The organism is Dyella sp. 01N448 (assembly GCF_056399225.1).
In genome coordinates, this window is the sequence record NZ_JBFTQX010000005.1 from 147,940 (window position 1) to 173,534 (window position 25,595).

Here is a 25,595-nt window from a genome sequence, read left to right on the forward strand (position 1 = left end):
GCGGTGTTACGGTGGCGCTTCGGTCGCGCACAAGTGCGCTCCTACAGGGTCGCGCGCGGTGGCGTTTAACCTCAGCGCTGCCGGACCAGGCGTTTCGCTTCCAATCGCTCGATCATTCCATCGACCTGCGATAGTTCGGCGAGGACGGCGTCGCGGCGTTCGTTGACGCTTAGACCGGGCGCCGGTTCCTGCAGGCCCATGCGCAGCAATTGCAGTGAGCCGGTGATGCGATGGAGCACATCGCGCTGGGCGGTTGTATCGCCCGCCTTCACCGCCTCGTCGAATCTGGCGAGATCCGACCGCCCTGCTTCCAGCAGGCCGTGCAACAGCGTCTCGACTTGTTCTTCCGAACCGAAGATGGCGACCAGCTGAGTCACTGCATCGTCACTGGCCTGGGTTTGCCGATCGACGACTTTCGCCAGGCTGCCGACCATGCTTTCAATCTTCTGTTGCAACTCTTCCAGGCGGGCAGGCTTGGCGAGGAAGTCGTCCATGCCGGCCCGCCGGCACTTTTCCACCTGCTCCGGCAACGCGCTGGCCGAGAGCGCAATGATGGGCATGTGGGCGCCCGTTTCGACTTCCGCATCGCGTATGCGCTGCGACAGCGCATAACCATCGAGCACGGGCATGTGACAGTCGGTCAGCAGCAGGTCGTAGTGGGCGGCAGCCAGCGCCTCCCAGGCGCGCTGGCCATCCTCGGCCATGGTGCATGCGTAACCCAGAAGATCCAGCTGTCGCTCGATCACGGCGCGATTGATGGGATGGTCTTCGGCCACCAGGATCCGGGCGGAGCGCGCCTGGCGGGGCGCGGCAACGCTTTCCTTGTCGCCCGCCGAGTCCAGGCCCAGCGCCGCGCGGCACGCCTCTACCGCTGACCGCCACAACAAGGGACTGCCGCAGAGCATCATCTTGCCGCCTTCACGATAAAAGCCCCGCGTATCGGTATCGGGTATCACGTGAATCGCCGGCACACCCTCCACGATGACGCCTTGCTCGATCAGACGCGCGTCCGCGATATAGACGTCCGCATCGTCTTTACTGAGTTCCACGACGTCCTCCGCATCCGTCTCGATCACGCTAAAGCCCATCGCAGACAACGCGTTGGCCAACTCGCGCTCGAACATGCCGTCACGCGTGCAGACCAGGGCCCGCTTGCCTTCGATACCGGGAATGATGCTGGTGCCCTGCAGCACCGGTAGCACCACTTCGACGGTGGCTCGCGTGCCCTCGCCCACCTTGCTTTCAAGGCGAACGTCGCCGCCCATCATGCCCGCCAGGCGGCGACAGATGCTCAGGCCCAGGCCCGTGCCGCCAAAACGTCGGGTGGTGGACGCCTCCGCCTGGGTGAACGGCTGGAACAGGCGATTGAGTTGATCAGGCGAGATGCCCATGCCCGTATCGGTGACGCTGAATCGCAGGCGCTGCCCTCCCTTGACCTCGCCGAGCAGATCGATACGCAGCTTGACGTGTCCGGACGCGGTGAACTTGAGGGCGTTGCTGATCAGGTTGTTGATGATCTGCCGAATGCGATTGGCGTCGCCTCGATATTCCGACGCGAGTCGCCAGTCCAGCACCAGGTAAAGGCGCAGGTGTTTCTCTTGCGCCCGTGCCGCGAAGGTGCCCACCGCACTGTCGGCCAGCAGGCGCAGGTCGAATGCCTGCGGCTCCAGTTCGAGCTTCTCGGCCTCGATGCGCGAGAAATCCAGGATGTCGTCGAGGATCTGCAGCAGCGCCACCGCCGAATCCTGCGCCATGCCGACCATGTGCGACTGCTCGGTGCTCAGCGGCGTCTTGGAGAGCAACTCCACCAACCCCAGTACGCCGGCCATGGGCGTGCGGATTTCGTGACTCATCATGGCCAGGAACGCACCCTTGGCGGCCACCGCCGCCTCGGCCGTGGCCTTCGCCTCCACCAGTGCCCGCTCCTGTTCCTTTTCGATGGTGACGTCGGCGCAGTAGACGCTCCAGAAATAGCCGCCTTTCCCACTGGGCTTGGGTTCGCCGCCCAAGGCGCGAATCCAGCGCGTCACGCCGTTCACCCTGGTCTTGAACTCGACCACGCCCGAATGCTTCGATCGCAGGCTTTGATCCACCGCCTTCTGGACCATCTCGCGATCCTCATCGACGGCCGCTTCGAGCGGGCCGGCGTGGCCGGCAAGAATGTCCTCGCGGGACATGCCGAAGATGGCCATCGAGGGCCCGCTCACTGATTCATAGGTGCGGCGGTCCGCGGCATCCACGTGCAGACGGATCACCACGCCAGGGAGATTTTCGTTGGTGTCGACCAGTCGCTGCTCGGATGCACGAGCCCTCGCTTCGGCATCCCTCATGCGCTTATAGGCAAAACCGATGATGGCCACGATGGACGCCACCACCAGCAATCCGATCAGCACCCAGTTCCACGGCACGCCGTAGCTGTAGTCGGCGCGCAGCCAGCGCGTGCGGATCGCCTGCCGCTGATTGTCCTTGACGCCCGCAATCACGCGATCGATCAAGCCCGCAAGACGGGCCTTGTCGCGACTGACGCCAAAGGTGATGTCCTGATCCAGACCCGCAGGCGCCACCACTCGCAGGGTGGCGGCATAGCGATCGCGGATCAGCGCATCAATGGCGGGCAAGGTGCCGATGTAGGCCGACACTTCGCCTTTTTCGACCAGGCGCAACCCTGCTTCATTGCTGGCGACCGGCACCAGTTCGCTGCGCGGCAGCAGCATCTTGAGACCGGCGAGCAGACCCGCCTCTTCGCGCACAGCCACCTTCTTGCCGCGCAGGTCTTCCGGGCCGGCGATCGCGGCGCCATGCAGCGGCGCCACGATGACTTCAGGAAACCGCTCGTACGGGCGGCTGAATACCATGGCCCCGGCGTCGTAGTCGGCGGGCATCGCGGCCGCGACCATGTCCACTTCATTGGCGCCGACGCGGCGTTGCAGTTCGTCCAGGTCGCGTGCAGGCACCAATTCAAAACGCAGGCCGAGCTCTTTCTTGATCAGCGAGAGATAGTCTTCGGCCAGGCCATCGAGCATGCCGTCCTTGTTGATGAAGCTATACGGATAACGATCGGTTTCGTAGCCCACGCGCAGCGTGCCCAGGCCGGCGAGCCACTGGCGGTCGGCATCGGAGATCGCCGTGCTGCGTGGAAGCGGCGCAGTGAAGTCCTCGTCCATACCCCATTGCTGGCGAAGACTGGCGAGCTGGTTCGCCGGCACGGTGGCCTCGGCCTTGCGCAGGATGGAGGCCAGCACCAGGTGATCGCGCGGCACCGCCAACGAGGCCTGCAGCGGCGGGATATCGGCAAGGCGCTGAAGGATGGTGACGTCGTCGTGCTCGCGCTCCGTCAGCAGCCAGCGCGTGCGTGCGGAGGAACCGATGTACGCGTCGGCCACGCCCTGGGCCACCATGTCCAGCGCCTCGCGGCCATCGTCGGTGAAGATGAGTGTGGCCTGGGGGAAACGATCCTTGATGATCTTGTTGTAGACGCGGGCGACACGCTCCATCGCGATCCGCCCATGGACCACATCGGCCTCGGTGCGGACCTTCAGGTCACCCTTGCGAGCAACCAGCACCAGGCTGGCTTCGACGTAGGGGTTGAGGTATTCAAGGCGATCGCTACGCCGGTACGGCTGGCCCACCAGCAAGTCGAAAGGAATGGGCTTGCCCGAATCGCTGAAGGTCACCGCATCCCAGTCCGTGAACGGACGAAACTGCAACCTGAGTCCTACGCGGCCAGCAAGCAGCTTGGCGTATTCCACGCCAATGCCTTCGGCCCCGCCCGCCACCCAGGCCTCGATGGGAAAGTGATTGCCCGCAAAAATGCCGACGTCGACCACTGGGTGCCGAGCGATCCAGGCCGACTCCTCTGCGCTCAGCGCGACCTGGGCGTCCGGCTTGACCGGCACATCGGGCGGGACCTGCGTGGCGGATGCAACGAACGACAGCGACGCGCACAGCAGGAACAGCGACCACAGCACCCACCGACAGCCCCCCTGCCGCGACCCACTGGAAGGTGAGGCAATCATGGTCAGGCCGTGAAAGCGATGCATAAACGTGCCCAGCCTTGTCGATTCGATCAGTCAGATTAGGCGCACACGATCGACAGCATCTATAAGAATAGTCTCAATTACAGGCGGTGGCGCTGGTTGATTCATGGGCGCTGTTTCGTGACTCCCAAGCTGCCGCAGCGGGGCCTGGCTGTGGGCGTCCGGACGTCGTCGTCAGCGCGCTCCATGGCAAGCATTGCGCGGTCGTGCTGCCGTTTCGGCGACAGCCAGCTTTGCGCCGCTACGCTAGGCAAACCCTGGGAAACCCGAGGTATCGCCATGACTGCAGTTACGAAGACGCCGCTTGAACACGTCAACGATGTGCTGGCGCAACTCAAGGAAATGCGTCACTACGCGAAGAACAACGTAGAAGCGCTGACGGCGCAGTGGTTACTGTTCGACGGCGAGCTGAAGAAGCTCAAGCAGGCCGGTTCCATCGAGACGCTGATGACGCGCCAGAGCGAATTGCACGATGCACTGAACGACCAGATCGCCACGTTCGAGGAGTTGGCCGTGACGCTGCAACCTCCTCCGGAAGAGACCTAGCCACGCGGGATGCCGCGTCCACGCGAAACGTTTTTCGCACGACGTGTCGAATCCGCGTCCTGCCGTTCGTCATGACAGTGAGGGCAGGCATTGTGCCCGCCTCAGGGTGTTCACGGGAGTCGTCATGCCACAGTATCTGGTTGCCATTCATCACCCCGACAACTATGACCCGTCGCAGGAAGGCGAAGCGATGATCAACGATATCCACCGGCTCAACGAGGAGATGATCGCCGCAGGCGCCCGGTTGTTCGCCGGCGGCCTGGAGTCGCCTGGCAAGGCGAGGTCTCTGCGCAAGCAGTCCAGCGGCGAGGTGCTGGTTACCGACGGCCCGTACGCCGAGGCCAAAGAGCATGTTGGCGGTTTCTGGATACTGGATGCCGCCAACATGGACGAGGCGCTGAGCTGGGGACGCAAGGCCGTCGTCGCCTGCCGGGCACCGGTTGAGGTGCGCGCCTTTCTCCGCCATAGCTGACCGCTTCTGCCTGGGAGGCTTTCCATGGCCACGCTTGTCTTCGCAATGAACCAGTCCCTCGATGGCTATGTCGACCACGACAAGTTTGGGCCCAGTCCATTGCTGTTTCGTCACTTCGTAGAGCAGGTGCAGAACCTGACGGGCAGCGTGTACGGCCGCCGCATGTACGAGATCATGCGCTACTGGGACGAAGACTCTCCCGAGTGGAACGCAGACGAACGCGACTTCGCCATGGCGTGGCGGCGCCAGCCGAAATGGGTCGTGTCGCGCACGCTGTCGTCGGTCGGCCCCAACGCCACCCTTGTCGCCGATGACATCGAGGCTGCCATACGGCGGCTGAAGGCCGAGCTCACCGGGGAGATCGAAGTCGCCGGTCCCGGTCTGGCGCGCAGCCTGACCGAGCTTGGTCTTATCGACGCGTATCAGATCTATCTGCACCCCGTCGTGCTTGGTCAAGGCAGGCCGTACTTCGCCGGCCCTCGGCCGCGGCTTCGCCTCGTGGCCAATGATGTCATCGACGGGGATGTGATCCGACTGACCTACGTTCCCGCCTGATGGCGCGCTGGCTCCGACGGACGCCAGCGACTAACTCCACCATCTCCACCGTGGCAAGTACAAGCTTGCCGTATGGGGCTGCCCGCCGCTGTCCGGCGCGGCGCCGATGGCGCCCGTGGCGACAACGGGCCCGGTGGGCTGGCCCGTCGGCGAGCCACTGATGGGCTCCACCGATACCGCGAGGGCGGCCGTGGGTCCCAGTTGCGCGAGCAGAACAGGATCGAGCTTCAACGTGGTAGGTGCGTTGGCGGCAATCATGCCGACCGAAATGGGCTTTTGACCTGAAGGCACCAGCCACAACTGCGGCGCCTTGCCTTGGGCGAAGGAGCTTGGCGCCACCGGCACGACAATGATGCGGGCCTGTTGGATATCCATCGTAGCCGTCCAACCCACCTCACCATTCGTCTGGGTGATGGTCGATGCCATGAACGCAACCGCTGGCGCGCCCGGCCTCGTGCGCGGCCCCATGCTCACAAACAGCAACAGCAGGCACGCCGCGGCCAAGGCGCTCTCGCCCAGGCCGAACCAGTGCCAGAAACGCAGGCTGTCCCACAGGCGGGGCCGGGTGTATGCGCGCTCCCGTGCATCCAGGCGCAGCGCCTGCTGGATGCGAGTCCACACATGATCGGGCGGCTCGACCGGCGCAATCTCCTCACTCATGGGCTGCAATCTGCGATGCCAAAGCTTCACGGCGGTAGCGGCCTCGTCGCTGGTTTGCAGCTCGTGTGCCACGGCGGCGCGCGCATCGGCATCCAGCACGCCAAGCACATATTCGGCGTAGCGCAGCTGGGAGTCGTCGTGGTTCAGTGGTGTGTTCATGCGTCCAGGCACGTGCGAAGTTGCAGCAGGCTGGCGCGTCCATGCTGCCGGCCATCGGCCATGGCGAAAGCGAAGTAGCGCCCAGTGCAAGACCCACCCCAAGAAGCATCGAACGTGCACGTTGATTGCTCTTCATGTTCATCTCCGTAGCTGGCGACTTCCGACTGGAAGCACTGTTAGATACGGATGCGCGCGGTCAACGGATGCACAGGCGCCCAAAAAAAACTTAAGCGTCTGGCGTCGGCGAGCTAGGTAAAACTACTGAATCCACTTGATGGGTTTTACCGATGCAGGCATCGATGCTGCCGGCGCAAGCTGAGCGCCAGCTCGCGGCCCTGCGCTAAATCTCGATGCCGCACGTGCCCGCTACGGCCATGGTCGCTGCGCCCGCCGCAACAGCCGTGACCCTCGCGCCTTCTGGACATCATCCGTCGCCCGTTTACAACCATCGGAAACGCCATGCGCATACCGACCTTACGCACCGCCCTTGGCATCGCCCTCCTCAGCACCGCGTACGTCCACGCAGGTGCGGCGCCGACGGACGTTACGCCCGTCACGATCAACAACTTCGCCCGCGCCGAATCCGATACGTACCTCGCGTCCCTGGTAAAACGCGGCGGCCTCGGCGTTCTTCGTTCCGAACGCGAACCCGCCTCCATCGACAAGCAGGATGTCATCCGTCTCAACCGCGACACGCTCTATACCTTTGGCGTCTTTGACCTGGATGCCGGCCCGGTCACCATCACCCTGCCCGACGCCGGCAAGCGCTTCATGTCGCTGCAAGCCATCAATGAAGACCACTACGTGCCTGCCGTGGTTTACGGCGCGGGCAGCTACACCTTCGACAAAGAGAAGGTGGGCACTCGGTATATGGCCGTTGCCATCCGCACCCTGGTCGACCCCAAGGACGCAAAAGACCTGCAGGCCGTCCATGCACTACAGGACGCCATCAAGGTCTCCCAGGCAAGCCGCGGCACGTTCGACGTGCCGCATTGGGATCCGGTAAGCCAGAAGAAGATCCGCGATGCGCTGCTCGTGCTTGCCTCATCCGCCAACGGTTTCAAAGACGCGTTCGGCAAGAAAGGTGACGTCGACCCCGTCGCGCATCTCTTGGGCACCGCAGCCGGCTGGGGCGGCAACCCCGACAAGGACGCCACCTATCTCGGCGTCACGCCGCCAAACAATGATGGCAAGACGGTCTACCACCTCACCGTCAAGGACGTACCGGTCGATGCCTTCTGGTCGATCAGCGTCTACGACGCCAAAGGCTATTTCGAAAAGAACGCACTGAACGCGTACACGCTCAACAACATCACCGCCAAACGCAGCGCCGACGGCTCCATCGTCGTCCAGTTCGGCGGTTGCAATGGCACGATCCCCAACTGCCTTCCCATCATGCCCGGCTGGAACTACACCGTCAGGCTTTACCGGCCGAGGGACGCGATCCTGAGCGGCGCCTGGAAGTTTCCGGAGCCGACGACTTAGGACCCCAGGGGCACGACATCCCCGGTGCATAGCTTGGCTGGCTCAATACGACCACCACCCCATGGGCAGCGTGCGAAGGCGGCAAGCATTCGTCGCGAAATAACCAGGAGAATGAACCGTGGCCATGCTACTGATGAAGGACGCAACAGGGCCGGATGTCACGCAATTGCGCAAGAAACTGGCATCGGCACTGCAGGCAGACGCCGGGGCGTTTCCCGGCCTGGCGGCGGGCAATCGTTTCGACGACCTCACTGACGCCGCGGTCCGACGCTGGCAATCGGGCATTGGCCTGGTGGCGGATGGGATCGTTGGTCCGTATTGCCAGAGCGTCCTGGGCATGGTCGCCTTGCGGGCGACCGACGTGCCAATCACCGTGGATGCGGTTAAGCAGCTCTTCCCAGCCACCAAGGCGTCCAATATTGCCCGCAACCTTCCCTATGTGGCGGCAGCCTTGAACGTCGTCGGGTTGCGCGATCGCCCGATGATCTGCGCCGCGCTAGGCACCATTCGCGCGGAGACCGAAGGCTTCGTGCCAATCTCCGAGTTTCCCTCGCACTTCAACACGACGCCGGGCATGCCAGCCTACAGCGCCTACGATGGGCGCACCTCGCTCGGCAACACACAGCCCGGTGATGGCGCGCGCTTTAAAGGCCGCGGCTTTGTGCAGCTGACGGGGCGAGCGAACTATCACACCTACGCGGCGCAGATCGGCCTGGATATCGAAAGCTTTCCGGACCTGGCGAACGCGCCTGAAGCGGCAGCCGTGCTGCTGGCCGTGTTTCTCAATCATGCCGCTGACAAGATGCGCGCGGCGCTTGCGTCCAACAACTACGCCGCAGCGCGCAAGCTGGTCAATGGCGGCACCTACGGGCTCGACAAGTTTCGCAGCGTGTTTCAGCTGGCGGACTCGGTGTGGCCGGTGGTTGCCCGCGCAGGTCGTACGGCACGTGCCCGCAAGACGGCCACTGCCCCGACGCCGGCCCGCAAATTCACCGCCAGCAAAGACCCCGTCGACTTGCGCGATCGTTCCTATACGCCGCCACCGGTCAGCCTGCCCGACTGCTCGCCCAGCGACGAGTACGTACAGCAACTTCTACCTGCCTACAGCAGCGCCGGCCTGATCCTGGATCAGGGACAGGAAGGCGCATGCACCGGCTTTGGCCTGGCGTGCGTCATCAACTATCTGCGTTGGCGAAAAGCCAGCATGCCTTCGACGCTGGACTCGGTCAGCCCGCGCATGCTGTACAACTTCGCGCGGCGGTACGACGAATATGCCGGCGACAATTACGATGGATCAAGCTGCCGAGGCGCGCTGAAGGGMTGGTTCTACCACGGCGTATGCCTGGAGGAAGACTGGCCCTATCAAGCCGAGGACACACAACCGCCCAGCTTCGGATACGCCGATCGCGCCACCGCCAACACCCTGGGCATCTATTACCGCATCGACCTCAAGACGATCACCGACCTGCAGGCCGCCATCCTGGAAGTGGGCGCCATCTACGTCTCCGCGAACACGCATGATGGCTGGCAGAACGTGCCGACCTCGCGCAAGAAAATCACCGGACACGACACCCTGCCCGTGATCGAGTTCGACGGACGTACCTCGCAGACCGACGGCCACGCGTTCGCGCTGGTGGGATTCAATACGCGCGGTTTCGTGGTGCAGAATTCCTGGGGCAAGAGCTGGGGCTGCGGCGGCTTTGCCGTGCTGACCTACGCGGACTGGCTGGCCAACGGCATGGATGCGTGGGTGGCCGCGATGGGCGTGCGCGGCCTGGTGTTTGGCCAGCGCGCGGCGGCCATCCCCGGTGCAACGGGGCGCGCCGGCGCCGATCGATCGGGCGCATGGAACGAGGCCGACGCCTACGCACACAGCGTCGTGCTCGGCAATGACGGGCGCGTCACGCGATATCTCACGCAGGACGCCTTGAACCGAGGCCTGCTCTACCAGGCATGCACGTTGCCGGATCAGTGGTTCCGCCAACAGGCGTCTGCCACCAAGCGCCTGGTAATCTATGCGCATGGCGGCCTCAACAGCGAGGCGGCCGCCATCACGCGTGCGCGCATCATGGGCCCCTACCTGATCGGCAATGGCTGCTACCCGCTGTTCATGGTGTGGAAGACCGGCATGCTTGAATCGATCGAGGACATCATTGCCGACCGATTCCGGCCTGCCCCTTCGCGCGTCGGCGGCGTCCGCGAGGCCTTGACGAATGTGACGGATGGATTGATCGAACAAACCATCGGACGTCCGTTCGCGCGTCCGATCTGGAGCGAGATGAAGGAGAACGCAGAGGGTTCCAGCTTTCCAACACGCGGGGCGGATCTGCTGGTAACGGCCTTGCAGAATCTCGAGCAGAGCTGGGGCGACAAACTTCAGATCCACCTGATCGGGCATTCGGCGGGCTCCATCTTCCTTGGCTGGCTCGTTGACCTGCTGGCCGCGCGCGGACTCGATGCGCGGGCCACGTCCATCCATCTCTACGCTCCGGCTTGCACCGTGCAGTTCGCCAATCGCCACTACACGCCGCACGAGGCGCTGATGAAGTCGATGTATCTGGACATCCTGTCCGACGAGAACGAACGGGACGACGATGTGGCGGCCGTCTACCGCAAGTCATTGCTCTATATGGTTTCAGACGCGCTTGAGCAGGATGTGCGCACGCCCATCCTCGGCCTGGCCAACGTCATGGACGTTGGCTACAACGGGTGGGACGGCTCATCGAGCACCGGCGAAGCGCTGGGCAACTGGCGCCAGGCGGCCAAGCAAAGCGGATTGGACAAGCGCATCGGCATTCTTGATGTCGACAAGGTGAAAACCAGCAGCTCCGGCAGCACCATCAGTGCGGGACATGGCAGCTTCGACAACAACATCGAGGTCGTCAGCCGCACGCTCGAGCGCATCACCGGCGCCAAGCTGGCCATGCCGATCGACGATCTGCGCGGGTTCTAAAAGACGAGGCGTAACCACGCACCCGCCTCAACGACTAGAGCAAGCCATCGATGGGGAGCAAACGCAGGAACGTGACTTCGGTACGCCGCTTGGTGGTCGCACCCGGGTCGCTCTTGTAGGTCACCGGCTTGCCGTCATCGTCGGCTTGCCAGATGAGTTGGTGGGAGGCGGGAGCCATCTCTACCAGATAGGCATTGGAGGGCTGCGTTGCCGTCTGGAAGAAATCGCTGATCGCCTTGGCCAAGCCTGGCGAATCCACGATGACGCCCATTTCGGTGTTGAGCAGCTTGGAGCGCTGATCCATATTGAGCGAGCCGATAAAGACCTGGCGGCTGTCCACCACAATGGTCTTGGCGTGCAAACTGATGCCCGACGACTGGCCCATCGAGGTGGAGGGCTGGCTTTGGCCGGACGATGGCTTGAGCTCGTACAGTTGCACGCCGCCTTCGACCAACGCCTTGCGCGAGTGCACATATCCCGCATGCGCCGCGGTTTCGTCGGTCGAGGCGAGCGAGTTGGTGAGTATCTTGATCGAGATGCCACTCTGCGCCAGGGCCACAAGGTGCTTGGTGCCGGCGTCGCCGGGAATGAAGTACGGTGTTGTCGCGATGATCTCGTGCTGGGCACCATCCAGCATGGTCTTCAGCCGCGGACCAATGCGCAGTGCCGGCTCGTCGTGGGTGGCCTCGATCTTCTCCGGCTGATCGGCCACGAGTTCCGCATCGCCCCAGAACCATGCGCCGCGCTTGTCGGCGGTCGGGCCATCAGGCAATTCGTCAAGTACGGACTGGGCGTAATCGGATTGCGCGAACGCTCGCACGTCCTTCTGGAGCAACTGCCGCGCGGCGGCCAGTTGCTGACCGGAACCATCCGTCTTCTTGAGCTGGTTGAGCGGATATGCGGCATCGCAATTCCAATAGGCATCGAACGCTTCGGACGCCTGCTGCACGACGGGGCCGATGGCCACGACATCGAGATCGCGAAAGTGCGTGTCGCTCCCCGCATCAAAGTAGGGGTCGCCGATGTTACGTCCACCAACGATGGCCACGTTGTTGTCGACGATGAAGGACTTGTTGTGCATACGTCGATTCAGGCGCCGCCACTCCAGCATGAACTGGGTGGCACGCGACAGCAGGCTCGGATCGCGCGTCTGAAAGGGGTTGAACAGGCGGATCTCGATATTCGGGTGGGAGTCCAGCGCCTCGAACAGGTGATCCTTGTCGTCGAAATTGTTGTCATCGATGAGCATGCGCACACGCACACCGCGATCCGCCGCAGCAAGCAGGTGCTGCAACATCAGATGCCCCGTCATGTCGTTGGCGAAAATGTAGTACTGCAGGTCGATCGAGTGCGCGGCGTGATCGGCCAACGCCACCCGGCTCAGCAAAGCGTTGGTGCTCAAGGTCAGCAAGCGGAAGCCGGACTGCTGCTGGTGCCTGTCCACTTCGGCGTGCGTGTACTGCGCTGAGGCGGTATCGGTGGCCGGCGGCAGGTGATGCGTTTGCGCCTTGTCGGTATTGGGCGGCAGTGTGGAGCACGCCTGAAGGACGTGACAAAGAATGGTGAAGGAAAGTACGACGACCCAGCGATGCACACGCATGTTTACATCCTCGGATCGGGCAAGCCGTCAACGTATCGTGGATCCGCTCGCATTTCGTTTCCATCATTTAATTAACATAGCTACGCCCTATCCCTGCTGACTGCCGGTGCGCTCATGATCGTTGCGATGCGCAGTCGTCGCTCTTCGTTCATAAAGGGCATTGACGCCCAGGCCTTCGACGTGTGCGTAATAGCGGCGCACCAGACCTGCACTGATCGCATCGCACGCCTTACTCATCGAGATGACGCCGTGAGCTATCAACGATCGTTCGGCAACATCGTCATGGCGTTCGCGCTGGTGATCGCCTCGACCGTCGCGCACGCCGGACTGGACGCCCAAGGCCAGCGCGAAGTGGCAGCCTTGCTTAGCTTTGTCGGCCAGAGCCATTGCAGCTTCATCCGCAACGGCAAGAGCTATAGCGCAGCCGATGCGAAGAATCATCTTGAGCTGAAGCTCAACTACTTGCTGGAGCGAGACAAAGTAAATTCTGCGGAGGAGTTCATCGACCGCGCGTGCACGGTAAGCAGTTTCAGCGGCCGGCCTTATCTGGTGAACTGCGGCGGCGCCGATCGGCCCTCGGCGGATTGGCTGAAAGAGGAACTACAGCTGCTGCGAAAGACGCAGCCCTAGGTATTGTCTCTTCTCTTCGGGCATGGCTGAAAGCAGTCATGTCGCGCGAGCCCGCTCTTGCCGAGCGGGCTCGCTTGCAAATACTCATCACCAACGCATGCGGAAACCCAGCGTGCCGTTCACCACGCTTCGAATCGACTGCAAAATCCTCCGTTCGCTCCGCTTGAGCGATGAAGGATTTTGCCATCGCCGGCGCGACCGATGCGTCAGTCAGCGCCCGCCGCTTACCTCAGGGATCGGGTACAGGCACCACGCGCAACGTGGCGGCAAACATCTCGCGTGTCTGTGGATCGGTGATAAGCGCGGCCGCGGCCTGGGCCTGCGCGTAGTGCCTGGCATGTGCCGCCGCATTGCCCTCGGCGGCGGCGACATTGGCGGCGACCGCCTGGGCAAATGCCAACTCCCACGGTGCGCTGCTGTGTTGCTCGAAGTATGGCAATGATTTCCTGAGATAGTGAGCTGCCGGCGCAGGAAGCTTGAGCAGCGCATACGCATGAGCAAGCAGCTGCGCCGCATGGGCATGATTGCTTGCGTCGCCGACGATCTTCCACAAGTACATGGCTGCATGTGCAGCCTGCAGCATCTCTTCGCTTTCCTCAGCCGAGCGGTGGTCGATTTCGGTGAGCGTCCAGGCTCGATTGTTGGCCTGAGAGGCCAGACGCCGCTGCCAAAGGGCGGCGTCTTGTTGAGTGGGTTTGTCAGCCATGAATCCAAGCCTCCACGTGCGTCGCGCGCCCCGGCTGCCTGCGCGAGAGGGCTGCACGCCCGGTTATACACCTGCAAGCGTCGATGAATGATGGGAGTGTCCGCCCAGCGCTTGCGGCGCGACCAGGCTCCCCTTCGTCAGCGCACTTTGCCAAACCCGCGAAACTGGCGGAATGCTGCCCGGAAATAGCCGGTCTCGGTAACTTCAGCCGCGGAACCCGCACGAGCGAGCGGCGGAAGTGCCGTCCACGGCAGTGTCGGATGCTGATGATGCAGGCGATGAAGATGGTGATTCATCAGCACGGGATGCCAGATGGCCGGAGCGCGAAAATTGCGGGCGCGCGCATCTTCGTCCAGCAGCACATCGTAGTGCGGCAAGTTATCCGCGACCGAGAGCCACAGTCCGCGCAGAAACATCGTTGCCGCAAGCGCAGGCCACCACGCCCCGTAGAGATAAAATGCAACGGCGTGGAGCGCAACCGAGAGCATCCAGTCGCGCCGTATCAGGGCGCGTCGCTCCGCATTGCCGGCAAAGGCCACGAACAGGCGTTGCACCTCACGGCCGGTGGGTTCTTCGCTGCGAAGCTTATGGGCGACGAGTCGGGACACCCATGGCGCCGGCAGCAGCGTGAGCAGGGGCAGCGCAAGTTCCGCCAGATAAAGGCCGCCCAGCAAATGCGCGTAGTAACCGATGCGAGCAAGCAAGGGTGGCGTCGCACCATCATGCACATCGGGTCGGTCAAAGGATTCGCGCGTGTAGCGGTGATGCATCAGGTGCCCGAAACGGGCAGCGTCGAACGGCAACATGAAGGCGATCGCCAGGGCGCGTCCAACGGCTTCGTTGAGCCAGCGCCGGGGCAGCAAATGCCCATGGATGGCTTCATGGATCAGCCCCCAATGCATCGGCGTCACCACCACCAGCGGAACCGCGATCCACAGGGCGGATGCCCCGTACTGCCGCAGCAAGAATGGCCATGCCATGAGTTGCATAAGCATGGCGATGGCGACGACGCCCAGGAGCGCCAGGTTGGCGCGAAGGTCGATGGGGACATGCCTGGACGTTCGCCGTTCGGTCGCTGCCTGAGCGCCACCCGCTTCTACCGCTGCCTGTCGATCCATCGCCTACCCTTAAGTGCACCATGGTCCCCGCCTAAACTAGCGGTGCCTTTTGACATTCAGTGGTCGATCCGCAGCGCTGACAACCGCTCCCCGGCAACGGTTCGCCATCTTTCCCTATTGAAACCCATATGCCCGGCAAAATCTCAGTCCGGGTTCGCAGGCGGGCCGGGCGAATATAACCCGCAGGGAGACCCGGTCCAGGTGCCCGAGGCCCATACCCTGCCGAACCGCCCCGCACCTGCACCGCTCACCCGGGACGGCGGGAAGCCCACTTCGCGTCGACGACGACCGCTTCATCTGCCCCGCGGCACACTAGCGATCTTGGTGTCCCCGCCCCGGTCCCGCCCACCCGCCTTGTTGTGGCCACGCAAAGGCCGCGTTGCGGTCCAAGCCATCGGAGGTTCACATGAGCAGCACTGCCGCCGAGACCCTGCAGGCGCGGGGCGTCGACATGAAGTTTGAGATCGTCGTCATTCCCGTATCGGACGTCGAGCGCGCCAAGCGCTTTTATGTCAGCCTGGGTTGGAGGCTGGACGCCGATTTCGCCTCCGATGACGGCTACTTCCGCGTTCTCCAGTTCACGCCGCCCGGCTCCAGTTGCTCCGTCATTTTTGGGAAGAATGTGACGGCAGCGGCGCCAGGCTCCGCCCAGGGCCTGTACTTGATCGTCTCCGACGTCGAGGCGGCCCGCAAAGAACTCGCTGGACGTGGTGTGCAGGTCAGTGAAGTGTTCCACGGTGCCGGCACCTATGCCGGCTCCGATGAGCCCTACCTGTTCGGGCGGGTTCGCGTCAGCGGCCCGGACCCCGAGCGCAACAGTTACCGCTCGTTCGCCTCGTTCCACGATCCGGACGGCAATGGCTGGCTGTTCCAGGAGATCACCCAGCGACTGCCCGGGCGCATCGACACCGGCGTGGCCACGTACACCTCCTCGACCGATCTCGCGGCGGCGCTGCGGCGTGCGGGAGCCGCGCACGGCGAGCACGAGAAACGCAACGGCGGCAAACACGATGAGAACTGGCCGGACTGGTACGCCCAGTACATGATGAGCGAGCAGACGGGGAAAGATCCGCCGCTGTGAGCATCACCAGCCGGGCGCGTCAGCGAGCCATGCGACCCGGTGCGCTTCGATGCATCACCCACCCAGGGCGATGATCGCCATGGTCAGGCACACGCCTATCACCATCATGCCCAGGCCTGCCCGCCACGCGCCCAGGCCGGCGTACCTGCCCAATACGAAGCCACCGAAGAACAGCATGGCCAGGCTCAGCACGCGCGAGACCAACAGTGCCCTGGGCACATCATCGATCAGCATGAAAGGCAGCACGACGGGGAACGTCGACAGCACGACGATGAAGAACACGCGCGCAGCCCGCAAGAAATCGATGAAATAAAGCCGCGGGCGTTCCGGCAGCGGTTCAAGATGGACCAACCTGCCCCGCAATGGCTCCAGGTCGGCGTCCGTCACGAGGATCTCGATAAACGACGGCAGCGCGTTTCGGACCAGTCCGATACCCGTCGCCGCATCGGGTGCGCTCTTCATATCAAGTGCAAGCGTCAGCCGATGGCCGCGGCTGGTCAGCGTATGCAAGAGATACATCATGGCGTCGGCCAGGCCCCAGGCGAGGTTGCAACCCAGGGCGGCGCGCCACATGGTCGATGGGGATTCCTGATCGGGCCCGACCGTCGAGACGGCGCCGACAAAGGTCAACGCCATCAGCAGGCCAAAGCACATCTCTGAAACGCGCTCCACCACATCCAGACCCGCGCCCGCAACCACGGATGGCTTGGCTTCTGAGGGGCTTCTCGCGTGATTCATGACGCTACTCCTCTAAGCGGGTCCGTTGCCGGGGCGTGTCGAGTGAGCACCCGGATGCGGACAACGGAACGGCGATCGAAGTGTTGGCCTGCTGATCGGTCTCACCACGAAGACCGCTGGAACGCATCGATGCGGCGGCGGTAAAGATGGCCGTCCTATTTCTTTTTGATCAGTGCGAAAAGCGGCGCGGAAATAAGCAGGATCAGAAGCGCCTTGCGGCCCAGTTCCGCGCCCTGCCCCAGCACGACGCTCAGGCAATACAGGCAGGCCACCACGCCAATCACGATATAGAGTCGAACCTTGCCAGCCGACATGTCGATCTCACGATTGAGTCGCCACATGGACACGACTGAATAAAGGTACGGCAGCACCATGAGCACGACCGTGGCATCCGTGATGTGGGCGAACTGCGTCGCCACATCCGGCGACGTCGTGATGACCAGCATCAAGGTCATCATCGCGCCGGTCACGATCAGGTTCTGAACCGGCATGCCCTGCTGGTTGGTCAATGAAAAACGATGGGGAAACATGCCGTCGCGGCCAGCTGCCTCGGCGGACTGGGCGGTAATCAGAATCCAGCCCACCAGCGAACCGGATGCCTTGAGGATGGCCGCCAGCGAAATGATCACGGCCGCCCAGGGACCCAGCATCACCTGGGCGGCCTCCGCGAATGGCGCGCCGGAAATGCGCAGCTCGGCCCCGGGAATGATGCCCATCAGCACGGTGCAGCAGGAAATATAAATCGCCGTCGAAACCAGCAAGCCAATGATGGTGGCCAGGGGCACGTTGCGCTTGGGGTTCTCGATGACGCCCGCTGAAACAGCGGCGCTCTCCACGCCGAGAAACGCCCACAGGGCAATCGCGCCACTTCGACTGATCGCCGTGATCGTCGGCAGCTGCTCGGGATTCCAGCTGGCGGCAAAAACATCGGGCCGGAACCAGAACCAGCCGAGCAGACCAACGAAGGCAATCGGCAGGATGCCGGCCACGGTGCTGATCGCCGTGAAATGTCCCACTGCGCGGGCATCTCGCGTGTTGAGCCAGACAAACAGCCAGATGATGCCCGCCGTGCATGCATTGGCGATCCACGGATTCTTCAGCACCGGAAAAAAGACCGCTAGGTAACCGGTCACCGACACCGCAATCGCCACGTTGCCGATGACGTTCGCGACCCAGTAGAGAAAGTTGGTCTGGAAGGCCGGGAATGCGCCCATGTGATCGCGCGCATAGGCATACGGGCCGCCCGCCTTGGGCTCGACCATGCCCATGTGCGCGAAGACCAGGCCTAGCGCACTGGCACCGAGTGCCGCCACGATCCAGCCAAACAGCGAAATACTCCCAACGCTGGCCAGGCTCGATGGCAACAGGAACAGGCCGGTCCCCACCATATTGGCGACGACCAATGAGGAAGCCCCAAGTAGCCCCATTTTCTTGCCGCCGTCGGTGACCATAGGGGTTCTCGCCTAGTAAGACCTCAGACACTGCAAGTAGTACTCACCGTCTTCGACCTCCACGCCATGCGTGTCATGGCCAAATCCAGGGAAGGTGTGATCCCAGCTCTGCAGTGCCTTGAGGTAGCCCACGTAAGGGCCATCGGCCGAACCGGCCACCTCGCCGGGCATCAGCATCGGTATGCCGGGCGGGTATGGAACCACGCTGGTCGCCAGCGTTCTGCCGGCCAGATCGGCCAAGGCCACACGCTCGATCTGCACCCGCAGCAACTGTTGATAGGCATCTGCCGGCGACATGCGCACTTCGGGAAGGCTCGAATAGGCATGCTGCAGATGCTGCGTCTGACTGGTCCGCTTCATCTCCGCAAACATCTGGTCGCCAAGGCCACGCAAGCCAAGACTGCCGTAACGCTCCGGATGACCTGACACCAGATCCGGCATCACACGCTCCAGCGGCCGGTCTTCATCGTAGTCACGCTTGAAATCCAGGAAGGCCGTGATCAAGGTGCTCCATTTCGCCTTGGTGATGCCGATCGAGAACAGGAACAAGACACCGAAGTCACTGGTCTTCTCCACCACGATGCCACGCGCCCCGAGGTAGGCCGTGAGCAGCGTCGCGGGGAATCCCTGCGCGCCGAGCGAACCGTCGTCCTGGACACCGGGAGTCAGCACCGTCACCTTGATCGGATCGAGCATGCAGTAGCCGTCTTCCAGATCGCCGAAGCCGTGCCAGTTGTCGCCGGGATGGAGGACCCAGGCATTGGCGTCCTCCGCGAGCAGCTCCGGTGCCGCATCGACAAATTCGATCTTCTTGCCGGTGTTGAGGTCAGTGATCACTTCCGGATTCCATGTACGGAAGAACCACGAGCCCTTCTGGGCGAAGTCGCGATTCAAGCGCCCTACGATCTGGCGGAAATGGATCGCCTCATCGATGCACTCACGGGTCAGGCTCACGCCACCCAGACCATCCATCATCGAAGCGGCGACTTCGTTTGACGCCATGATCGGGTAGAACGGCGAGGTGGAGCCGTGCATCATGAACGACTCATTGAATCGCGCATGCGGGATGCTGCTGCGACCGTCGCGCACGTGGATATACGACGCCTGCGAAAACGCGGCGAGCAATTTGTGCGTGGAGTGGGTGGTGAAAACCGTCGGCCCGTTCGGATCATGCGCCGTGGCCGGACCGTGCATGGCCAGTCGCCCGGAGTAAAGCGGATTGAACCTGGCATAGCCATACCAGGCTTCATCGAAGTGGACGCGATCGACCCAGCCACCCACTTCCTCAAGCACTCTTGCGGTGTTGTAGCAAAGGCCGTCATAGGTGGAGTTGGTCACCACCACGAACACCGGCTGTTGATCCGCCAGGTTCTTCGATAAGGGATTCGCCGCGACAGCGCTGCGAACGCTGGCCTGGGAAAACTTGTCCGGATAGATCGGCCCGATCAGCCCGTATCGATTGCGATGTGGCACCAGATAGTGCGGAATGCCGCCGGTCATGGTCAGGCCGTGCTCGATCGACTTGTGACAGTTGCGGTCGCACAACACCACCTGGTCGCGCCCCACGCAGGCCATGAAGATGATGCGATTGGACGTGGATGATCCGTTGGTGACGGTATAGCTGCGATGCGAGCCGAAAATGCGCGCGATGTACTTCTCGCTCTCGCCTATCGGCCCGGTATGGTCCAGCAGCGAGCCGATCTCTCCTACGCTGATGGACAGATCCGTGCGGAAGATATGCTCGCCATAAAAATCGTAGAAGGCGCGACCCGTCGGATGCTTGAGGAAGGCGGTGCCACCGGTGTGGCCTGGTGTATGCCATGAGTATTCGTGCACTTCATTGAAGTTGGCCAGCGCGGCGGTCAGCGGACCGAACAAGGTCCCGAGGTAAATCCGCATGGCGGCGTGCACACGGCCGCTGACAAAGGTGGCCGAGTCCTGCGACAGCCAGATCAGCTCGTTGATCGCCTGGACCGTCTCCACGCTCAGCGTTTGCGCCTTCTCCGGTTCCGTCATGAGAAAGATGGGCACGTTCTCGTTGCGCGCACGAATGACGTTGATCAGACCGATGGCCGCCGCATTGTCCTTCTCGACGCCTTCGGCATTGGGCAGCGACCAGTCGATCAGCATGGCGTGGATGGCAGCATCGGAGACGATGGAGGAGCGCGCGTCGTCGACGGTCGAGGCCGTGGTCGTCTCGATATTGCGGTCGGCAAACTCCTGCTCCAGCGTGCGGCAGGCCCTGCCGCCGGCGCTGTCGGTGCCGACTTTGGAGTGAACCAGCAACACGCGCAGCTTTTGACGCAGGTTACGACGCTCGAGCATGATGATTCTCCTGGTTGGCGGCATGCGTATGCCCGCCGCCATCTGAAACCCACTGCGCGCCGTGATCGTTCGTCACTGACACGGCCCACCATTCATTTTTTGCGCGTAGCCTTTGCCTGCTTGGCCGCAACCTGCTTATCCAGCACGACGCGCACCCACATATCGCCATTGGCATCGGCGTGCATGTTCTGCACTTCTCTTGCGAAGCCGGGGAACTTGCGCCCATAGGCCTCCACGGCCTGCAGGAAGCGAAAGATCGGGCCGCCTTTGGGATCCATGCGCTCGCCCGGCATCAGCACGGGAATGCCCGGCGGATACGGAACAATCATTAGCGCGGCGATCCGCCCTGGCATATCGGCAATGCGCACTTCTTCCGTGGTGCCGTGAATCAGATGCTGATAAGCCTCCGCCGGGGTCAAAACAGGCTCGGAAAGCGTCTCGCCGGCCTTGTTCGCCATCGCCTGCAGATCGAGCTCACTCATCGCCTCGTGCATCTCATCGCACAGCTGCGGCAGGGTCATCTCGCGGTAGCGATCGGGATAGGCATGCACCAGGTCGGGCAGCGCCTCTTCGAGCGTCGCATTGCGGTCGTACAGCCGCTTGAACGACAGCAAGGTCTCCAGCAAGGTGCCCCACTTGCCCTGCGTGGTGCCCACGGAAAACAGCACCAACACGGTGTAGTCGCCGGTTCGCGCAATCGCCTGCCGACGCGCATCGAGGAACTTGGTCAACACCGCACCGGGTATGCCGCGCTTGGCCAACTTGCCCTTGGCATCCGTGCCTGGGCAAAGAATGGTGACCTTGGTCGGATCAAGCATGCAGAAATCATCCTTGACCACATCGTCCGGCAAGCCGTGCCAGGCGTCGCCAGCCCGCAAGGTCCAGCACGCTGTCGATTCGGCCAGTACATCGAGCGGCGCCTCATGGAATGGAACCTGTTTTCCCTTGATGGGAACACGCGGTGGCTGGAACAGCGAAAAGAACCATTGCCCGTCGTCCTGCAGACGCTGACCGACCAGCGCGACCGTCCGGCGAAACGCCACGGCAAGGTCAACCGTTTCGCGCAGCAGGGCCGGGCCCGATGGCTCATCCATCATGGCCGAGGCGATATCCAGCGACGCGATCAACGGGTAGAACGGCGATGTGGTGCCATGCATCATGAATGCTTCTTTCACCGGCGCCATCGCCAGCTCACCACGCTTGCTGTTGCTCACGTGGATATAGGACGCCATCGAGAATGCAGGAAGCATCTTGTGCGTCGACTGCACGGCGAGGACGGTCGGGCGATTCTTGATGTCACGCGGCACACCCATCGCGAAACGATGCTTGTAAAGCGGATGGAATTTTCCGTAGGCGTACCACGCCTCGTCGAAATGCACGCGATGGACGCTGCTTGAGAGCATCTCCACCACCTTGTCCACGTGGTACAGCAACCCGTCATAGGTTGGATTGGTGACCACGGCGTAGACAGGTTCCTTCGACTTGGCGCCCGCCGACAGAGGCGAATCGGCGATCAGGCTCTGGATATGCGCATGGGAGAAACGCTTGGGAGGAATCAGGCCGATCATGCCGTAGCCGTTGCGGCTGGGCTGAAAATAAACAGGCCGCGCCCCTGACAAAGTCATCGCATGGTTGAGCGACTTGTGGCAGTTGCGGTCGGCAATGACCATCTCGTCCTTGCCGATGCAGGCCTGGACCACGATGCGATTGGAGGCTGACGAGCCTGCGAGCACGTAGAACGTCCAATCCGCGCCAAATACCCGCGCTGCCATGCGCTGCGAATCGGCCGGCGGCCCCTCGATATCCAGCCATGAACCCAGCTCCGCATTGGATATGCCGATGTCGGCCCGCATGATGTTCTCGCCAAAGAACTCATGGAACTCCGCGCCGGCAGGATGCTTGAGATAGGCGGCACCGCCCATGTGGCCCGGGGCATCCCACTGATACGCGCCCTCTTCCGTGAGCTTCTTGAGCGCCTTGAAGTACGGCGGCAGCAGGCCGCTGTGATAGTCGTCGATGGCGAACTGCAGGCGGCGCGCAAAGAACTCGGGCGTCTCGCTGCCGACGTTCACGTATTCGCGCACCTCCGAGATCAGACTCAACGGTACGTCGGGCGTCTGGATGCTGCGCGTCAGCAGGAAGATCGGCACCTTCAGCGACTTCTCGCGCACGGCACGCACGATCTTCATCGCCGACTCTTCCGCCATCGTCCCGGTCTCACCGAGATCCCAGTCAATCGCCACCGCCGAATACGAGGGCTTGCCGCGCGCGATCGCCAGGCCGTCCTCGCCACTCATGGCCTGCACGACCTGGATGCCGCGATCTTCGATGGCCTTGCCCAGGCGGGACAACGCCAGCCGGAAGGCCGATCCCTCGTTCGGCAAGTCGGTGGAGACAAAAAGAATCCATGGATGATTCATCGACATGAGGTGCGTACTCCGGTGCAGTTCAAGCGTTGCCGATACAGGCGGTAACCCGGCGCATTCGCGCGACCTCAGGGGTTAAGGTCATAGCGAAACGTTGTTTGCAGACGCTGTCCCTGCCCACGCAGATCGGTAAGCGCAATGTTCTGGCCCCACAGGTACTCCACACCGAACATGGCGCGCTCGCTGAATTTCCAGGCCAGGTTGATCGACCCGAACTTGGTGCTCTTGGGCTGGTCCGGATTGATCAGCATGTTCGATTGTGGGCTGATCCTGAGATAACCCCAGGCCACGCTTGAGGTCAGGTCTTCGCGCCAGGCGTGCGTGTAACCCGCGCCGTAGCCTCGTGCGCGGATGGCGCGCAGGTCGCCTTGCGTCGTAAAGGCGGCGTCCAGTCCAAGCCCTGAAATATCCTGCAGGAAATTGGCGTAACCCTTGCCGTAGCTGGCCCATCCCTGGACGCTGTCATGTTCGAACAGGGCCGTGGTGCCGGTCAGCTGGGTTGCAAAGCCCGTCGTGCTGCGCGTGCGCGCCGTGGCGTTCTCCACGCGCAGATCGCGAAGAATATTGGCCCACAGGACATGCCAGCTGGGCGCCTGCCACCTCAAGCCGAGGGTGATGTCGGGGCGACGCGAATACGTGTTGAATCCTTCGATGACGCTGATGTCCGCATTGGGCTTTTCCAACGACATCGGCAAGGTCAAGGCGCTCTCGCCGCTCCTGTACAGCACGGGTGAGAAGCGGATCTGCGGACCATATTTGAAGGTGAACGAGTTGGGTCCCTCGTAATCGAGCGTGTTGGGGAACACATCGATATCGGTGAACGCCGAGATGTTGTAGCCGGCCAGCAAGGAGTAATGTTCGTTGTCCAGCTCGCCGTAGAACGCCTGCAGGTTGTACGGCATGTCGCCGCTGCCGCTGCCGAAGAAGTTGTTCTTGTAGACGACTTTGAGCGTCCCGTAATCGGTCTGGCGCTGGAAATCCATGCGGAAGATGCTTTGCCTGGCGCTCATGGTGGAGCGCCTCCCACTGTCATAGAGCGGCTGTCCGCGCACCGGGATCGACGAGGGAACAAACAGATCCGCCGCGCCCATGTAGGTGCTGTCGGCCATCGCATCCAGCTGCGCCACCAGGTCGATCTTGAGCAGATTGCCCGTATCACCCAGCCGCACATAGCCTTCAGGCAGTGGTTCGTAGGCGCCGGCAACGGCAGAAGGCGGCCGGTAGGGCGGCGGCCCGGAAGGTGTCGGTGCCGGCGGAGCCGTTGCCGAACTCGTCAGCGCTGGCGCCGCTGCCTTGGCTTGCGCGGCAGTGGCTTCCTGGCTTTGCTCCTTTGCTTCCAGCTCCTCCAGGCGCGACTGCATCTTCTGCATCACCTGCTGCTGCGCCTGCATCTGCGCCTTGACCTGTTCCAGTTGTGCCTTGAGCTCTGCAGTCTCCGATGACTGCGCCATCGCCCCCGGACTGAAGGTCGCAAGACCGCCTATCAGGAGTGGCGCACACAGGAGTGTCTGCTGTCGCATGAAGCCGAACGATGGCCGATGCATGCTGATGCCTCCAGTCAACCTAGTAGCACTGAACGGGAAGCTGGTGCCGGACCTTCGCGCGGCGCCTCAACGCTGCAATGACATCAGCTCAACCAAACACAACGAGAGGGCGCCGGCACAAAGCGTATGCCGGCGCCCTCCTGGCGCTACTCGGGTAACGCCGTATCGCGGAACCAGTCCTTGACCGACTGATCAGGCTTGCCCATGTACTGCTCATAGATCCCGTTGATCTTTCCCGTGCGATAGAGCCGGCTCAACACCTGGTCGACCAGCAGACGGAAATCCGGGTCGTTGCGCGCCAAGGCCAACGACAACGGCTCATTGTCGAAAACCCGGTTGAGCACGACGACCTGGCCCGTCCCATCCTTCTTGGCCAGGTCCAGAAGCACATTGCGCTCGGCAAAGAATCCGTCGACCCTGCCATCCTGCAGTTCCTTCAGGCCGGTATCGAGGTCGGGCACGGAAGAAACGACGCTGTTGACCTTCAGTTCGTCGCGGCGCTCCTTGAGCAACTTCTCGGACAGCGAGCCCGCGATGACGGCAAAGTTGCGCTGCTGCAGCACCGCGAGCATCGGCGAACCTCGCCAGATCGGGCGTCCACCGGACTCCCCCGTCTCAAGCAGATCGCGCAACGCGACCGGCGCATCCTTGCGCAGCATCACGCCGGTGCCTCCCGTCAGTATCGGGATCGAGAAACTCACCTCGGACATGGCGCTCAAGGATGGCGCGGACGGCCCACAGAGCAAGTCAACACGACCCTCGGCAACGGACTTGAAACGATCGGCTGCGTCGACCGCCACAAACTCCGTGGAAATATTGGGCGCGTGCAAGAGCTCCTGTGTCGCATCCACAATATGGCGGCACACGGCGATCGCGTAGCCGTCGGCGGTGCCAGGCTTGTCCTCATAGGTGAACGGCCGGGCGTTGGCATAGTAGCCAATGGTGAACTTGCCGCTCGCACGTACGCGATCTAGCGTAGCGCTGCCGGGGCTCACGGTCTGCGCCACGATCGTCGGCACCTGCATCACCAGCAGCCCGATCATCGCCCAGCGCAACAGGCTGTTACGCACAACAACACTATTCATGCGTGACATGTCGTCTCTCCTGGA

18 protein-coding genes are annotated in these 25,595 nt (G+C 62.6%); 7 read left to right on the top strand and 11 right to left on the bottom strand.

Going from position 1 to position 25,595, the window contains the following annotated elements; translation table 11 throughout:
* Positions 1 to 71: 71 nt before the first annotated feature.
* Entirely contained in the window at positions 72 to 3,968 is a 3,897-nt protein-coding gene (locus tag AC1DKY_RS10310) for an ATP-binding protein (RefSeq protein WP_441603916.1), read from the bottom strand.
* 348 nt (positions 3,969 to 4,316) lie between these two features.
* Here AC1DKY_RS10310 and AC1DKY_RS10315 point away from each other — a divergent pair, with 348 nt between their 5' ends.
* The 3 genes from AC1DKY_RS10315 (at position 4,317) to AC1DKY_RS10325 (ending at position 5,610) form a co-directional block, all read left to right on the top strand.
* A complete protein-coding gene (locus AC1DKY_RS10315; protein WP_441603917.1) occupies positions 4,317 to 4,583 on the top strand; it encodes a hypothetical protein in 267 nt (88 codons plus the stop codon).
* A 124-nt stretch (positions 4,584 to 4,707) separates the two neighbouring features.
* The gene (locus tag AC1DKY_RS10320; protein ID WP_441603918.1) at positions 4,708 to 5,055 is read left to right on the top strand and encodes a YciI family protein; all 348 of its coding nucleotides are present in this window, start codon (positions 4,708 to 4,710) and stop codon (positions 5,053 to 5,055) included.
* 24 nt (positions 5,056 to 5,079) lie between these two features.
* A complete protein-coding gene (locus tag AC1DKY_RS10325; RefSeq protein WP_441603919.1) occupies positions 5,080 to 5,610 on the top strand; it encodes a dihydrofolate reductase family protein in 531 nt (176 codons plus the stop codon).
* 30 nt (positions 5,611 to 5,640) lie between these two features.
* Here the strand turns inward: AC1DKY_RS10325 and AC1DKY_RS10330 are convergent, their stop codons facing one another.
* Complete coding sequence (locus AC1DKY_RS10330; protein WP_441603920.1) at positions 5,641 to 6,429, bottom strand: anti-sigma factor; 789 nt, start codon at positions 6,427 to 6,429, stop codon at positions 5,641 to 5,643.
* Positions 6,430 to 6,888: 459 nt separating this feature from the next.
* On the opposite strand from AC1DKY_RS10330, the gene AC1DKY_RS10335 reads away from it, so the two are divergent.
* Positions 6,889 to 7,914, top strand: coding sequence for a DUF1254 domain-containing protein (locus tag AC1DKY_RS10335; protein ID WP_441603921.1), 1,026 nt, complete (start codon positions 6,889 to 6,891; stop codon positions 7,912 to 7,914).
* 124 nt (positions 7,915 to 8,038) lie between these two features.
* Positions 8,039 to 10,867, top strand: coding sequence for a C1 family peptidase (locus tag AC1DKY_RS10340; protein WP_441603996.1), 2,829 nt, complete (start codon positions 8,039 to 8,041; stop codon positions 10,865 to 10,867).
* Between the two features lie 34 nt (positions 10,868 to 10,901).
* Here the strand turns inward: AC1DKY_RS10340 and AC1DKY_RS10345 are convergent, their stop codons facing one another.
* Positions 10,902 to 12,467 carry a phospholipase D family protein gene (locus AC1DKY_RS10345; RefSeq protein WP_441603922.1) on the bottom strand — a complete coding sequence of 522 codons (1,566 nt, stop codon included), beginning with the start codon at positions 12,465 to 12,467 and terminating at the stop codon, positions 10,902 to 10,904.
* Positions 12,468 to 12,716: 249 nt separating this feature from the next.
* Between AC1DKY_RS10345 and AC1DKY_RS10350 the strand changes: the two genes are divergently transcribed.
* On the top strand, positions 12,717 to 13,097 hold the full coding sequence (locus AC1DKY_RS10350) for a DUF5329 family protein (RefSeq protein ID WP_477179915.1): 381 nt from the start codon (positions 12,717 to 12,719) through the stop codon (positions 13,095 to 13,097).
* Positions 13,098 to 13,326: 229 nt separating this feature from the next.
* Here AC1DKY_RS10350 and AC1DKY_RS10355 read toward each other — a convergent pair whose 3' ends face one another.
* Together AC1DKY_RS10355 and AC1DKY_RS10360 are read right to left on the bottom strand one after the other, a co-directional pair.
* Positions 13,327 to 13,803 (bottom strand): hypothetical protein, encoded by a 477-nt coding sequence (locus AC1DKY_RS10355; protein ID WP_441603924.1) that lies wholly within the window; start codon positions 13,801 to 13,803, stop codon positions 13,327 to 13,329.
* 137 nt (positions 13,804 to 13,940) lie between these two features.
* Complete coding sequence (locus AC1DKY_RS10360; protein ID WP_441603925.1) at positions 13,941 to 14,921, bottom strand: fatty acid desaturase; 981 nt, start codon at positions 14,919 to 14,921, stop codon at positions 13,941 to 13,943.
* Between the two features lie 406 nt (positions 14,922 to 15,327).
* Between AC1DKY_RS10360 and AC1DKY_RS10365 the strand changes: the two genes are divergently transcribed.
* The gene (locus AC1DKY_RS10365) at positions 15,328 to 16,002 is read left to right on the top strand and encodes a VOC family protein (RefSeq protein ID WP_441603926.1); all 675 of its coding nucleotides are present in this window, start codon (positions 15,328 to 15,330) and stop codon (positions 16,000 to 16,002) included.
* A 54-nt stretch (positions 16,003 to 16,056) separates the two neighbouring features.
* On the opposite strand, the gene AC1DKY_RS10370 is transcribed toward AC1DKY_RS10365, so the two are convergent.
* The 6 genes from AC1DKY_RS10370 to AC1DKY_RS10395 form a co-directional block, all read right to left on the bottom strand.
* Positions 16,057 to 16,740 (bottom strand): hypothetical protein, encoded by a 684-nt coding sequence (locus tag AC1DKY_RS10370; RefSeq protein WP_441603927.1) that lies wholly within the window; start codon positions 16,738 to 16,740, stop codon positions 16,057 to 16,059.
* 155 nt (positions 16,741 to 16,895) lie between these two features.
* Positions 16,896 to 18,191 carry an amino acid permease gene (locus AC1DKY_RS10375; protein ID WP_441603928.1) on the bottom strand — a complete coding sequence of 432 codons (1,296 nt, stop codon included), beginning with the start codon at positions 18,189 to 18,191 and terminating at the stop codon, positions 16,896 to 16,898.
* A gap of 12 nt (positions 18,192 to 18,203) precedes the next feature.
* Positions 18,204 to 20,516 carry an Orn/Lys/Arg family decarboxylase gene (locus AC1DKY_RS10380; protein ID WP_441603929.1) on the bottom strand — a complete coding sequence of 771 codons (2,313 nt, stop codon included), beginning with the start codon at positions 20,514 to 20,516 and terminating at the stop codon, positions 18,204 to 18,206.
* Positions 20,517 to 20,608: 92 nt separating this feature from the next.
* Positions 20,609 to 22,942 carry an Orn/Lys/Arg family decarboxylase gene (locus AC1DKY_RS10385; RefSeq protein ID WP_441603930.1) on the bottom strand — a complete coding sequence of 778 codons (2,334 nt, stop codon included), beginning with the start codon at positions 22,940 to 22,942 and terminating at the stop codon, positions 20,609 to 20,611.
* 68 nt (positions 22,943 to 23,010) lie between these two features.
* Complete coding sequence (locus tag AC1DKY_RS10390; RefSeq protein ID WP_441603931.1) at positions 23,011 to 24,486, bottom strand: DcaP family trimeric outer membrane transporter; 1,476 nt, start codon at positions 24,484 to 24,486, stop codon at positions 23,011 to 23,013.
* Between the two features lie 146 nt (positions 24,487 to 24,632).
* A complete protein-coding gene (locus AC1DKY_RS10395; RefSeq protein ID WP_441603932.1) occupies positions 24,633 to 25,580 on the bottom strand; it encodes an amino acid ABC transporter substrate-binding protein in 948 nt (315 codons plus the stop codon).
* Between the last annotated feature and the right edge of the window lie 15 nt (positions 25,581 to 25,595).